At 70.7% G+C, this 13,206-nt stretch carries 10 protein-coding genes; 4 read left to right on the top strand and 6 right to left on the bottom strand.

Going from position 1 to position 13,206, the window contains the following annotated elements:
* Positions 1-5: 5 nt before the first annotated feature.
* Entirely contained in the window at positions 6-1,112 is a 1,107-nt protein-coding gene (locus tag ACIPPM_RS08540; RefSeq protein ID WP_393597165.1) for a mechanosensitive ion channel family protein, read from the bottom strand.
* Between the two features lie 113 nt (positions 1,113-1,225).
* Here ACIPPM_RS08540 and ACIPPM_RS08535 point away from each other — a divergent pair, with 113 nt between their 5' ends.
* Entirely contained in the window at positions 1,226-1,795 is a 570-nt protein-coding gene (locus ACIPPM_RS08535) for a dienelactone hydrolase family protein (protein WP_401444722.1), read from the top strand.
* 4 nt (positions 1,796-1,799) lie between these two features.
* On the opposite strand, the gene ACIPPM_RS08530 is transcribed toward ACIPPM_RS08535, so the two are convergent.
* The 4 genes from ACIPPM_RS08530 to ACIPPM_RS08515 form a co-directional block, all read right to left on the bottom strand.
* Positions 1,800-3,470, bottom strand: coding sequence for an alkaline phosphatase D family protein (locus ACIPPM_RS08530; protein WP_401444720.1), 1,671 nt, complete (start codon positions 3,468-3,470; stop codon positions 1,800-1,802).
* A gap of 94 nt (positions 3,471-3,564) precedes the next feature.
* On the bottom strand, positions 3,565-4,389 hold the full coding sequence (locus ACIPPM_RS08525; protein WP_401444718.1) for a thioredoxin domain-containing protein: 825 nt from the start codon (positions 4,387-4,389) through the stop codon (positions 3,565-3,567).
* A gap of 81 nt (positions 4,390-4,470) precedes the next feature.
* Positions 4,471-5,160: a hypothetical protein gene (locus tag ACIPPM_RS08520; RefSeq protein WP_401444716.1), complete on the bottom strand. Its 690-nt coding sequence runs from the start codon at positions 5,158-5,160 to the stop codon at positions 4,471-4,473.
* An 82-nt stretch (positions 5,161-5,242) separates the two neighbouring features.
* Positions 5,243-6,571: a DUF2252 domain-containing protein gene (locus ACIPPM_RS08515; RefSeq protein WP_401444714.1), complete on the bottom strand. Its 1,329-nt coding sequence runs from the start codon at positions 6,569-6,571 to the stop codon at positions 5,243-5,245.
* A gap of 208 nt (positions 6,572-6,779) precedes the next feature.
* Here ACIPPM_RS08515 and dnaE point away from each other — a divergent pair, with 208 nt between their 5' ends.
* A complete protein-coding gene (gene dnaE / locus ACIPPM_RS08510; RefSeq protein WP_401444712.1) occupies positions 6,780-10,319 on the top strand; it encodes a DNA polymerase III subunit alpha in 3,540 nt (1,179 codons plus the stop codon).
* Positions 10,320-10,430: 111 nt separating this feature from the next.
* On the opposite strand, the gene ACIPPM_RS08505 is transcribed toward dnaE, so the two are convergent.
* Positions 10,431-10,604: a hypothetical protein gene (locus ACIPPM_RS08505; RefSeq protein ID WP_401444710.1), complete on the bottom strand. Its 174-nt coding sequence runs from the start codon at positions 10,602-10,604 to the stop codon at positions 10,431-10,433.
* Between the two features lie 226 nt (positions 10,605-10,830).
* On the opposite strand from ACIPPM_RS08505, the gene ACIPPM_RS08500 reads away from it, so the two are divergent.
* Both ACIPPM_RS08500 and ACIPPM_RS08495 read left to right on the top strand, forming a co-directional pair.
* Positions 10,831-12,048 (top strand): NYN domain-containing protein, encoded by a 1,218-nt coding sequence (locus ACIPPM_RS08500; protein WP_401444707.1) that lies wholly within the window; start codon positions 10,831-10,833, stop codon positions 12,046-12,048.
* A gap of 79 nt (positions 12,049-12,127) precedes the next feature.
* Positions 12,128-13,141, top strand: coding sequence for an ABC transporter ATP-binding protein (locus ACIPPM_RS08495; protein WP_388992342.1), 1,014 nt, complete (start codon positions 12,128-12,130; stop codon positions 13,139-13,141).
* The last annotated feature ends 65 nt before the right edge of the window (positions 13,142-13,206 follow it).

The following is a 13,206-nucleotide window of genomic DNA, read 5'->3' as shown; positions in this document are numbered from 1 at the left end:
TCCGGCTACACGCGGCCGGTGCGCGGGAACTCGTACGCCTTGCGCAGGGTGGCGCGGTCGGGGGACGGGATCTGGTACGGGGCCTGGGCCGCGTCGGAGGTGTTGACGCGGGGGAGCGCGTACGGGTGCTCGGTGGACAGCCACGCGATCATCTGCTCGCGGACCGTGACCCGGACCGTCCAGATGTCGTCCGCGTCCTTCGCGGTCACCAGGGCCCGCACCTCGATGGTGTTGGCGGTCGTGTCGGTCACCACCAGGCCGTAGGAACGGCCGTCCCAGGCCGCGCAGTGGCGCAGGATGTCGCGGAGCTTCTCCCGCATCGCCTCCACCGGCGCGCTGTGGTCGAGGTACCAGAAGACGGTGCCGGTCATCTGCGGGGTGCCCCGCGACCAGTTCTCGAACGGGCGCGAGGTGAAGTACGAGACCGGCATGGTGATCCGGCGCTCGTCCCAGGTCCGCACGGTCAGGAAGGTCAGGGTGATCTCCTCGACGGTGCCCCACTCGCCGTCCACCACCACGGTGTCACCGATGCGCACCATGTCGCCGAAGGCGATCTGCAGCCCGGCGAACAGGTTGGACAGCGTCGACTGGGCGGCGACACCCGCCACGATGCCGAGGATGCCCGCGGAGGCCAGCAGCGAGGCACCGGCCGCGCGCATCTCCGGGAACGTCAGCAGCATCGCCGCCACCCCGACCACCCCGACCGTCGCGGACACCACCCGCATGATCAGCGTCACCTGGGTACGCACCCGGCGCACCCGCGCGGGGTCCCGGTGCATGCGCGCGTAGCGGCTGTACGAGGTCTCCACGACGGCGCCCGCGATGCCGATGATCAGCCAGGCGGTCGATCCGATCAGCACCAGGGTCAGGGTCTGGCCGATGCCGACCCGGTGGTCGCGCAGCCAGGGCACCTGGGCGTAGGACCCTCTGAGCAGGGCGGCGAGCAGGACGAGCTGATAAGGGATGCGGCAACGGCGCAGCAAGCCCCAGAGCGGGGTCTCGCCGTGCCGTTCGTCGGCCTTGCGCAGCAGCAGGTCGGTGGCCCAGCCGAGCAGCACGGTGAGCGCGACGGCACCGCCGACCACGGCCAGGGGCCGGATGACGTTCTCCATGAGGGGGAACGTAACCGCCCTGTGCCGTCATGAACCTGTGTGTTCGGCCACCGCCGGGGTAGACGGGCCGCGCCGGTAACGCCCTGACCTGGTGCGGCTGGCACCATGGGCGCATGAACATCATGCTCTTTCACTCCGCCTACGGGCTCACCCCCGCGGTGCGCGACGCGGCGGACCGGCTGCGCGCGGCCGGTCACGAGGTGTGGACGCCGGACCTCTTCGAGGGCCGCACCTTCGACTCGGTCGAGGAAGGCATGGAGTACCAGCAGTCGGTGGGCACGGAGGAACTGCTCAAGCGGGCCGTGCTGGCCGTCGCCCCCTACTCCGACCGCGGGCTGGTCTACTCGGGGTTCTCGCTCGGCGGCTCCATCGCGCAGACCCTCGCCCTCGGCGACGACAAGGCCCGCGGGCTGCTGCTGCTCCAGGGCACCTCGGACATCGCGGCCAACGCGCACGTGGACGAACTGCCGGTGCAGCTGCACGTGGCCGAGCCGGACCCGTTCGAGACGGACGACTGGCTGAGCGCCTGGTATCTCCAGATGGGCCGCGCGGGCGCGGACGTGGAGGTCTACCGCTACCCCGGCGCCGGTCACCTCTACATGGACCGGGACCTGCCCGACTTCGACGCCGAGGCCGCCGAGGCCACCTGGCGGGTGGCGCTCGGCTTCCTCGACAGCCTGTGAGCCGCTACACCGGCGTGTAGCTCCGCTCGACCTTCTGGGTGCCGCTGCGGGTGCGGTACGAACGCGCCCACGCCGAGGTGGCGTTCGGGTTCCTGCGGTCGGAGATCACGTAGTAGTCCATCTGCGCCCGCTCGGCGGTGATGTCGAGGACGCCGTAGCCGTGGCGGTCGGTGTCGACCCAGTGGACGTGCCGGTTGGCGGCCTGGATGACCGGCGCGGCGACCGCCGAGACGCTGCCCTCGGGCACCTTCACGATGTCGTCGAGGTTGTCCGAGGTGAGCGAGGTGACCACGAACTCCGTGGCCGCCGACGCCGACAGCGGGTAGGTGCCCGCGTCGTACGGCACGTCGTTGGCCCACGCCATGTGGATGTCACCGGTGAGGAAGACGGTGTTGCCGATGGCGTTGGCCTTGAGGTGGGCGAGGAGTTCGCGCCGGTCGTCGGTGTAGCCGTCCCACTGGTCGGTGTTGACGGCGATGCCCTCCTGCGGCAGCCCGAGGAGCTTCGCCAGCGGCCGGAGCAGGTCGGCGGAGAGCGCGCCCACCGCGAACGGCGAGATCATCACCGAGTTGCCGACCAGCCGCCACTTGGTGTCCGACGCCTTCAACCCGGCCTTCAGCCAGTCCAGTTGGGCCCGCCCGGTGAGGGTACGGTCCGGGTCGTCGACCGCGCCGGAGGCGGTGGCCGCCTGCTGGGAGCGGAACGAGCGCAGGTCCAGCAGCGACAGATCGGCCAGCTTGCCGAAGCGCAGCCTGCGGTACGTGGTGCCCGCCAGCGCCGGGCGGACCGGCATCCACTCGAAGTACGCCTGCTTCGCGGCCGCCTGACGGGCCGCCCACGCGCCCTCGGCGCCCTCGGTGTGGTTGGCCGCGCCGCCCGACCAGGCGTTGTCCGCGAACTCGTGGTCGTCCCAGATGGCGACGACCGGCGCGGCAAGGTGCAGCGCCTGGAGGTCGGGGTCGGTCTTGTAGGTGGCGTGCCGGACGCGGTAGTCGGCCAGGGTGAGGATCTCGTGCGCGGGGGAGTGCGGGCGGACGACGGTGCCCCGGGTGCCGTACTCGCCGGTGCCGTACTCGTAGATGTAGTCGCCCAGGTGCAGCCAGGCGTCCAGGTCGCCGCGGGCCGCGAGGTGGCGGTAGGGGCTGAAGTGGCCCGCCTCCCAGTTGGCGCAGGAGACCACGCCGAAGCGGAGACCGGGCACGGCGGCGTCGGCGGCGGGCGCGGTGCGGGTGCGGGCCACGGGGGACTCGGCGCCGCCGCTGGTGAAGCGGAACCAGTAGTCGGTGCCCGGCTGCAGGCCGCGGATGTCGGCCTTCACCGTGTGGTCGGTGGCCGCCGCGGCGGTGGTGGAGCCGGTGGCGACCACGGAGGTGAACGCCTTGTCGCGGGCGACGACCCAGCCGACCTCGGTGTCCGGGCCGACCCCGGAGCCGGGCAGCGCCTCGGGTACCGGGGTCACCCGTGTCCAGAGCAGGACGCCGTCGGGCAGCGGGTCGCCGGAGGCGACACCGTGCCGGAAGACGGGGACGGCGCTGGCCGCGCGGGCCGGGAGGGCGGCGGCGAGCGGCCCGGCCAGGACGGCGGTGGCCGCGGCGGCCTTGACGACCGTACGGCGGCTGGGCGCAAGGGTGTTGCGGGCCGGAGCGGCCTCGAGGGATCTGTGTGGACTGGTCACGGCCGATCAGGTTACTGATCGGTATGCGCCAAGAGCGGGCGAACTCCGAAAGTTCGCCCGCTCTTCACGCGGTGACCGGCACTCCGGCCGGGGCTCAGCCCTTGAGGGCCTTGTTGATCGCGGTGACGAACTCGGGCTGGGTCATCGGCGCGTTCTTGCCGTCGGAGCCCGTGACCTTCTTGCCGTCCATGATCAGCGTCGGCGTGCCCTGGAAGCCGTACTTCTTGCCGTCCACGTCGAACTTCTCGCTCATGACCAGCGCCCACTTGTCGTAGGTGCCGTCCTTCACGGCCTTCTGGAAGGTCGCGTTGCCCTTGAGCGCGGGCACGGTGTCCGCCACCTTGATCAGGTAGTCGTCGCTCTTGAACTTGTCGTCCTGCTCGTCGGGGTGGTACTTCGCCGAGTAGAGCGCCGACTTGTACTTCAGGAACGCCTCCGGGTCGACGTTCAGGGCCGCGCCCAGCGCGCTGAGCGCGTTCTTGGAGCCCTCGCCCGGGATGCCGTTGTCGATGAAGGTCGCGCCGATGTACTGGACCTTGTACTTGCCCGCGGCGACGTCCTTGTCCACGGTGGCGCCGGACGCCTGCTCGAACTGGGCGCAGACCGGGCAGCGCGGGTCCTCGTACATGGCGAGGGTCTTCTTGGCGCTGTCCTTGCCGACGACGACGGTGGTGCCGTCCTTGCCCGTGGTGTGCGCGGGCTTGACCAGGGTGGCCTTCTTGGCGGCCTCCCAGCCGCTCGGCTTGTTGCCCTGGACGACCGCGTAACCTATGCCGCCCGCGGCGGCGAGCACCGCCACCACCGACAGGCCGACGATCGCCTGCCGCTTCACCTTGTCCCGCTTGGCCTGGCGCTCGCGCTCCTGACGCAGCCGCTCACGCGCCGCCGTCTTCGCCGCCTGGGTGTTCCGCTTGCTCATAGTGGTGATCTCCATAGGGGACGCGCACATGCCGTACCCGAGGTAGGTGTGCGCGGGATATGTGTGGGGAGCTGTGCCCCGTCAGGGGCGGGCGAGGGCGACGGAGCACGGCGGTCCGCGCCGTCCCAGGGAGTGCGCGAGGAGCAGGGTCCGCGCGGTGGCCGGACGCGGGGTGCGGCGCGGCATCCGGCGGGCCGGGGCCGTCCGGACCGCACCGGCGGCCACCGCGAGCAGCAGCGGCCGGAACGTGGTCGCGGCGACCGCCCGTACCAGCTCGGACAGGGCCCGTTCGCCCCGGCGCAGCCAGGCGGCGGCCAGCAGCCCCACCCCGATGTGCGCGGCGAGCAGCAGCCAGGAGGCGGCCGGGTCGGTGGGCGCGAGCAGCGCGCCCGCGCGGTCCGGGCCGCCGGAGACGCGGGCCAGCGGGCCGCCCAGGGCGCCGCCCCGGCACAGCAGGTCCAGGCCCACCGCGTGCAGCGGACCGGTGACCGGGCCCCCGGCCCGGCCGTAGCAGGCGTGCTGGCCGGTGGTGAACACCGTGTCGGCGGCCAGCTCCAGCGGGATCAGCAGGGCCGCGACGGAGCCGAAGCCCCGCTCGCGGCCCGCCAGCGCGTACGCGGCGGTGAACACCGCGGCGGCGACCGCGAGCACGGTCGCCACCGGCAGCGGGGACCGGGACAGCAGGACGTGCGACGCGGTGCTGAGCGTCACGGTGAAGGCCGTGAACAGCGCCGCGCGCACGGTTCTGAGCTGGGTCCCGGATATGTCCATGGCGAGAGGAGAGTGTGTCACGGACCCCTGTGAGGCACCCGTAAGGGGTTCGCGCGGGGGTCCGTACACGGTCCGGTGGCGGCTACAGCCCCGGAATCCGGCCGTTGCGGAACAGGTCCAGGAAGATCTGGTGGTCGGCACGCGCACGGGCGCCGTACGTGTGCGCGAAGTTCACCAGCAGGGGCGCGAAGCCCTCCTCGTCGGCCGCGAGCGCGGCGTCGATGGCCCGCTCGGTGGAGAACGGCACCAGGGACTCGCCCGAGGTGGTCTCGTCCGCCGCCGCGTGCATGGTGGCGGTGGCCCGGCCGAGGTCGGCGACGACGGCCGCGATCTCCTCCGGGTCGTCGATGTCACCCCAGTCCAGGTCGACCGCGTACGGCGAGATCTCGGCGACCAGCTGACCGGCGCCGTCCAGCTCGGTCCAGCCCAGCCACGGGTCGGCGTGCGCCTGCAGGGCGCGCTGGGAGATCACCGTGCGGTGGCCCTCGTGCTGGAAGTAACCGGCGATGGCCGGGTCCGTGATGTGCCGGGAGACGGCCGGGGTCTGCGCCTGCTTGATGTAGATCACCACATCGTTCTCCAGGGCGTCGGTCGCCCCCTCCAGCAGGATGTTGTACGAGGGCAGCCCGGCCGAGCCGATGCCGATGCCCCGCCTGCCCACCACGTCCTTCACCCGGTACGACTCCGGGCGGGCCAGCGAGGTGTCCGGGAGCGTCTCCAGGTAGCCGTCGAAGGCGGCCAGCACCTTGTACCGGGTGGCCGCGTCCAGCTCGACCGAGCCGCCGCCCGGCGCGAACCGGCGTTCGAAGTCGCGGATCTCCGTCATCGACTCCAGCAGCCCGAACCGGGTCAGCGAGCGGGCGTCGCGCAGCGCGTCCAGCAGCGGGCCCTGCGCGGTGTCCAGGGTGAAGGGCGGCACCTCGTCGTCCTTGGCGCCGGTGGCCAGGGCGCGGATCCGCTCGCGGTAGGCGACCGCGTAGACCGTCACCAGCTCGCTGATCTGCTCGTCGCTGAGCGCCTTCGCGTACCCGATCAGCGCGATGGAGGCGGCGAAGCGCTTGAGGTCCCAGGTGAAGGGGCCGACGTACGCCTCGTCGAAGTCGTTGACGTTGAAGACCAGGCGGCCGTTGGAGTCCATGTAGGTGCCGAAGTTCTCGGCGTGCAGATCGCCGTGCACCCACACCCGCGAGGTGCGCTCGTCCAGGTACGGGCCGCCCCGCTTCTCGGCGTCGAGGTCGTGGTAGAAGAGGTTCGCCGTGCCCCGGTAGAAGGCGAAGGCGGTCGCGGCCATCTTGCGGAACTTCACCCGGAACGCGGCCGGGTCCGCGGCCAGCAGTTGGCCGAAGGCGGTGTCGAAGACGGCGAGGATCTCCTCGCCGCGCTGCTCGTCGCTGAGCTGGGGAACCGACATCGCGGGATGCCTCCTGGTGCGGATCGTGCGTGAGCGATGGGAAATACGGCGGAAGCGGTGCGGCGGCGCTCCCGCCGTCCACAACGGGTGACGCCGCGCCGGAGTGCCCGGTTCCCCCACGAAGGTACGTGGACGGAGCCCGGGGGTGTCAGTGCCGGGGCATAGACTTCTTCGCTGTCCCCTTCTTGTTCATCTGGAGGCCGAAACCGTGTCGAAGCCGCCCTTCACGCACCTGCACGTCCACACCCAGTACTCGCTGCTGGACGGTGCCGCGCGGCTCAAGGACATGTTCGATGCCTGCAATGAGATGGGCATGACACACATCGCCATGTCCGACCACGGCAACCTCCACGGGGCGTACGACTTCTTCCACTCCGCGAAGAAGGCCGGGATCACCCCGATCATCGGGATCGAGGCGTATGTCGCCCCTGAGTCCCGGCGCAACAAGCGCAAGATCCAGTGGGGCCAGCCGCACCAGAAGCGGGACGACGTCTCCGGCTCCGGTGGCTACACCCACAAGACGATGTGGGCGGTGAACCGGACCGGCCTGCACAACATCTTCCGGCTCTCCTCCGACGCGTACGCCGAGGGCTGGCTGCAGAAGTGGCCCCGGATGGACAAGGAGACCATCTCCAAGTGGTCCGAGGGCGTCGTCGCCTCCACCGGCTGCCCCTCCGGCGAGGTCCAGACCCGGCTGCGGCTCGGCCAGGACAAGGAGGCACTGCAGGCCGCCTCCGACTACCAGGACATCTTCGGCAAGGACCGGTACTTCCTGGAGCTGATGGACCACGGCATCGACATCGAGCACCGGGTCCGCGACGGCCTGCTGGAGATCGGCAAGAAGCTCGGCATCCCCCCGCTGGTCACCAACGACTCGCACTACACCTACGCGCACGAGGCGGCCGCCCACGACGCCCTGCTCTGCATCCAGACCGGCAAGAACCTCTCCGAGCCCGGCCGCTTCAAGTTCGACGGCACCGGCTACTACCTGAAGTCCACGGACGAGATGTACGCCATCGACTCCTCGGACGCCTGGCAGGAGGGCTGCGCCAACACCCTCCTGGTGGCCGAGATGGTCGACACCACCGGCATGTTCGAGGCCAAGAACCTCATGCCCAAGTTCGACATCCCCGAGGGCTACACCGAGGTCACCTGGTTCAAGGAGGAGGTGCGCCGCGGCATGGAGCGCCGCTTCCCCGGCGGCGTCCCCGACGACCGGCAGAAGCAGGCCGAGTACGAGATGGACGTCATCATCTCGATGGGCTTCCCCGGCTACTTCCTCGTGGTCGCCGACTTCATCATGTGGGCCAAGAACAACGGCATCGCGGTCGGCCCCGGCCGAGGCTCCGCGGCCGGTTCGATCGTCGCCTACGCCATGGGCATCACCGACCTCGACCCGATCCCGCACGGCCTGATCTTCGAGCGGTTCCTCAACCCCGAGCGCATCTCGATGCCCGATGTCGACATCGACTTCGACGAGCGCAGGCGCGTCGAGGTGATCCGGTACGTGACCGAGAAGTACGGCGCCGACAAGGTCGCCATGATCGGCACCTACGGCAAGATCAAGGCGAAGAACGCCATCAAGGACTCCGCGCGCGTCCTGGGCTACCCGTACGCGATGGGCGACCGCCTCACCAAGGCGATGCCCGCCGACGTCCTCGGCAAGGGCATCGACCTCAACGGCATCACCGACCCCTCGCACCCGCGGTACGGCGAGGCGGGCGAGATCCGGGGGATGTACGAGAACGAGCCCGACGTGAAGAAGGTCATCGACACCGCCAAGGGCGTCGAGGGCCTCGTCCGCCAGATGGGTGTGCACGCCGCGGGCGTGATCATGTCCAGCGAGACCATCACCGAGCACGTCCCGGTGTGGGTGAGGCACACCGACGGCGTGACCATCACGCAGTGGGACTACCCGAGCTGTGAGTCGCTCGGCCTGCTGAAGATGGACTTCCTGGGCCTGCGCAACCTCACGATCATGGACGACGCCGTCAAGATGGTGAAGGCCAACAAGGGGATCGACATCGATCTCCTGAGCCTCCCGCTCGACGACCCGAAGACCTTCGAACTGCTCCAGCGCGGCGACACCCTCGGCGTCTTCCAGTTCGACGGCGGCCCCATGCGCTCGCTGCTGCGCCTGATGAAGCCGGACAACTTCGAAGACATCTCCGCCGTCTCGGCGCTCTACCGTCCCGGCCCGATGGGCATGGACTCGCACACCAACTACGCCCTGCGCAAGAACGGCCTGCAGGAGATCACGCCGATCCACAAGGAGCTGGAGGAGCCCCTCGAAGAGGTCCTCGCGGTCACCCACGGCCTGATCGTGTACCAGGAGCAGGTGCAGAAGGCCGCCCAGATCATCGCCGGCTACTCGCTCGGCGAGGCCGACATCCTCCGCCGCGTGATGGGCAAGAAGAAGCCCGAGGAACTGGCGAAGAACTTCGTCCTGTTCCAGGGCGGCGCCCGCAAGAAGGGCTTCAGCGACGAGGCGATCCAGGCCCTGTGGGACGTGCTGGTCCCCTTCGCCGGATACGCCTTCAACAAGGCGCACTCCGCCGCGTACGGCCTGGTGTCCTACTGGACCGCCTATCTGAAGGCCAACTACCCGGCCGAGTACATGGCCGGACTGCTGACCTCCGTCAAGGACGACAAGGACAAGTCGGCGGTCTACCTCAACGAATGCCGCCGCATGGGCATCAAGGTGCTCCCGCCGGACGTCAACGAGTCGGAGTCCAACTTCGCCGCCCAGGGCGACGACGTGATCCTCTTCGGCCTCTCCGCCGTGCGCAACGTCGGCACCAACGTGGTCGAGGCGATCATCCGGGGCCGCAAGACCAAGGGGAAGTACCTCTCCTTCCCGGACTACCTCGACAAGGTCGAGGCGGTCGCCTGCAACAAGCGCACCACCGAGTCGCTGATCAAGGCCGGCGCCTTCGACTCGATGAACCACACCCGCAAGGGCCTCACCGCGCAGTACGAGCCGATGATCGACAACGTGGTCGCGGTCAAGCGCAAGGAGGCCGAGGGACAGTTCGACCTCTTCGGCGGCATGGGGGAGGAGGCCAGCAGCGAGCCCGGCTTCGGACTGGACGTCCAGTTCACCGACGAGGAGTGGGAGAAGACCTATCTCCTCGCCCAGGAGCGGGAGATGCTCGGCCTCTACGTCTCCGACCACCCGCTCTTCGGCCTGGAGCACGTGCTCTCCGACAAGGCAGACGCGGGCATCTCCCAGCTGACCGGCGGCGAGCACTCCGACGGCGCGGTGGTGACCATCGGCGGCATCATCTCCGGCCTCCAGCGCAAGATGACCAAGCAGGGCAACGCCTGGGCCATCGCCACCGTGGAGGACCTCGCGGGCTCCATCGAGTGCATGTTCTTCCCGGCGACCTACCAGCTCGTCTCGACCCAACTGGTCGAGGACGCCGTGGTGTTCGTCAAGGGCCGGCTCGACAAGCGCGAGGACGTGCCCCGGCTCGTCGCCATGGAACTCCAGGTCCCCGACCTGTCCAACGCGGGCACCAACGCCCCCGTCGTGCTCACCATCCCGGCGGTCCGGGTCACGCCGCCCATGATCAGCCGCCTCGGTGAGATCCTCACCCACCACAAGGGCGACAGCGAGGTCCGCATCAAGCTCCAGGGCCCGCACAAGACGACCGTGCTGCGCCTGGACCGGCACCGGGTCAAGCCGGACCCGGCGCTCTACGGCGACCTGAAGGTGCTGCTCGGCCCGTCCTGCCTGGCCGGCTGAGCCCGGCGGCAGGCAGAGCAAAAGGGGCGCACCCCGCGGAGGTGCGCCCCTTTTCGTGTGCTCACTGCGTCCCGCTGTGTGCTCCGGGGCTCACATGCCCTTTAGCAGCACTCAGTTGTGGCCGAAGCGCTTGTTCTGCTTGTGTGCGTAGTCCGGCCGGCCGCCCGCGATCTGGGCGGTGGCCTCCTGCGCCTCCGACGCCTGCTCGCCGGAGCGCTGGGACTGCTCGGCCTGCGAAGCGCGGTTCTTCGGGCCGGTCTGCTTGCGGTTCTTGTTCTTGGCCATGGGGATCTGCCTCCTGAAGGGGGTCTAGGGGCCAGGGCCGAAATTAGATTCACATACGCTGACATCAAGCGCATGTCGGATAATTACCGTGTGTGACAGGGCTGGTGGGCACACCGGCTCCCGGAAACGCCACGCCGAAGATCGAGTTCCGGCCGTTAACCCCCGCGCGGTCGGGCAGACTCGAAGGAACGCCGAAGCAATACCTCCCGGAAAGAGGGTGAGTCGCGTGGACCGTTGCATCGTCCTGGTGGACGCCGGGTATCTGCTGGGAGCCGCCGCGAGCCTCCTCGCCGGTGAGCCCTCGCGGTCCCGGATCATCGTCGACCACACCGCGCTCATCCAGGCGCTGCGCGAACGGGCCGAGTCCGAGACCGGCCGCCCGCTGCTTCGGATCTACTGGTTCGACGGCGCCCCCGACCGGGTCCCCCAGCCGGAGCACCGCAGACTCCGGGTGATGCCCCGCGTGACCGTCCGCCTCGGCGCCCTGACCAGAAGCGACGGCCGCTGGGCGCAGAAGGGCGTCGACGCGGCCATGCACGCCGAGCTGACCGAGCTGGCCCGTAACCGTGCCTGCTCCGACATCGTCCTCGTCACCGGCGACGGCGACCTGCTGCCCGGCATGATGGCCGCCAAGGAACACGGCGTCGCCGTCCACCTGTGGGCCGTCCAGGCCGCCGACGGCGACTACAACCAGTCCGAGGACCTGGTCGCCGAGGCCGACGAGCGGCGGGTGCTGGACCGCGCCTGGATCATCAAGGCCGTCCGCGCCAAGGAACTCACCGGCGTCTGCGCCCCGCCCCTGGTGCCCCGCCCCGAGATCGCCGCGATCCTCTCCGCCCCGCTGCCCGAGTCCGCGCTCTCCGGGGGCGGCCGGACCGCCGAGGAGGACACCCACCGCCAGGCCGCCGACGCGCCCGAGAACGGCAGCCAGGAGCGGGCGGCCGCCCACAAGGGCGTCCCCACCCCCAAGGACCTGGCCGCGCTGCGCACCCCTGGCGCACCGCCCGCCCAGCACCCGGCCAACGCCACCCTGCGCTGGTCCTCCGACAAGGGCTGGGTGGACCGGCCGGGCACCGCCGCCGAGCCGCCGGAGGCCGCCTCCATGCCGACGCTCGCCCAGCTCACCACCGCCGAGCAGCGCTGGGCCGACCGCGAGGAGGACATCACCACGGTCGGCGGCGACCCCTACGAGGTCGGCCAGGTCTTCGCCCGCCGCTGGATGTCCCGGCTCGGCGACCAGGGCCACCTCCAGCGGCTCGCCGCGATGTACCCCCGCGTCCCGCACCGCATCGACGGCGAGCTGCTGCGCTACGCGGCCCGCTTCGGCCTGCTCGCCCACAAGGACGACCAGATCGACGAACACGACCGTTACGCCATCCGGGCCGGGTTCTGGCGCGAGTTCGACGTACCCGCCGCCGCGGAGAGCGCCTCCGCCGGGGAGTGAACGGGCCCTGACCGGCGGACGCCGTGATGAGGTGACCCAAAGGCGAGTAAAGGGCCCGCACCGCGTACTCTCGTCCCTTGTGACTACGCGCGCGGGACAGGCACTTCGGTACGACGACGTCGTACGCGTGCGCGCGCTCACCAAGACCTATCCGCCCGTCAAGGGGCGGCGCGGAACGCCGGGCGCGCCCGAGGTACGGGCCACCGACCAGGTGACGCTGGACGTGCGCCACGGCGAGATATTCGGGCTCCTCGGCCCGAACGGCGCGGGCAAGTCCACCCTGGTACGGCAGCTCACCGGGCTGCTGCGCCCCGACTCCGGCGGCGTCGAGATCCTCGGCCACGACATCGTGCGCCACCCCGAGCGGGCCGCCCGCATCCTCGCCTACCTCGGCCAGGAGTCCTCCGCGCTGGACGAGCTGACCGTCGCCCTCGCCGCCGAGACCACCGGACGGCTGCGTGGCCTGGACGTACGCGCCGCCCGCGCCGAACGCGACGCCGTGCTGGACGAGCTGGGGCTCGCCCCGATCGCCGGACGCCCGCTGAAGAAGCTCTCCGGCGGCCAGCGGCGGCTCGCCTGCCTCGCCGCCGCGCTCGTCGGCAGGCGCCCGCTGCTGGTGCTGGACGAGCCCACCACCGGGATGGACCCGGTGGCCCGGCGCGCCGTCTGGGCCGCCGTCGACCGGCGCCGCGCCGAGCACGGCGCGTCCGTGCTGCTGGTCACCCACAACGTCATCGAGGCCGAGACCGTCCTGGACCGGGTCGCCGTGCTCGACCAGGGCCGGGTGATCGCCTGCGACACCCCGGCCGGGCTCAAGGAGCGGGTCTCCGGCGAGGTCCGGGTCGAGCTGGTCTGGCGGGAGCGGGCGCCGCTGGACGTGCCCGAGGTCGCCGTGCTGCGCGAGCGGGCCGTGGAGGCCGGGCGCCGCTGGACGCTCCGGCTCGCCCCCGAGGAGGCGCGGGCCGCCGTCGCCACCGTCACCGGCGGGGCCGCGTTCGCCGCGCTGGACGACTTCACCCTGGCCACGCCGAGCCTGGAGGACGTCTACCTGGCTCTCGGCGGGGCGGCCCGGCAGGGTCTGGTGAAGGCGTGAGCGCGGGCCTCGTCGCATCCGTATCGTCCCTGAAGGACTGCTGTCCGGCCGCCGTCGGGAAGAGG

Origin of the sequence: Streptomyces sp. NPDC090119, from assembly GCF_044747085.1 — a bacterium.
Taxonomy (GTDB): domain Bacteria; phylum Actinomycetota; class Actinomycetes; order Streptomycetales; family Streptomycetaceae; genus Streptomyces.
This window is presented reverse-complemented; position numbering and strand designations above follow the sequence as displayed.

Coding starts and splice junctions, on each gene's coding strand:
- ACIPPM_RS08535 (WP_401444722.1), top strand. CDS start 1,226: ATGAACATCATGCTCTTTCACTCCGCCTACGGGCTCACCCCCGCGGTG.
- ACIPPM_RS08515 (WP_401444714.1), bottom strand. CDS start 6,571: ATGTCGGTTCCCCAGCTCAGCGACGAGCAGCGCGGCGAGGAGATCCTC.
- ACIPPM_RS08520 (WP_401444716.1), bottom strand. CDS start 5,160: ATGGACATATCCGGGACCCAGCTCAGAACCGTGCGCGCGGCGCTGTTC.
- ACIPPM_RS08525 (WP_401444718.1), bottom strand. CDS start 4,389: ATGAGCAAGCGGAACACCCAGGCGGCGAAGACGGCGGCGCGTGAGCGG.
- ACIPPM_RS08505 (WP_401444710.1), bottom strand. CDS start 10,604: ATGGCCAAGAACAAGAACCGCAAGCAGACCGGCCCGAAGAACCGCGCT.
- ACIPPM_RS08540 (WP_393597165.1), bottom strand. CDS start 1,112: ATGGAGAACGTCATCCGGCCCCTGGCCGTGGTCGGCGGTGCCGTCGCG.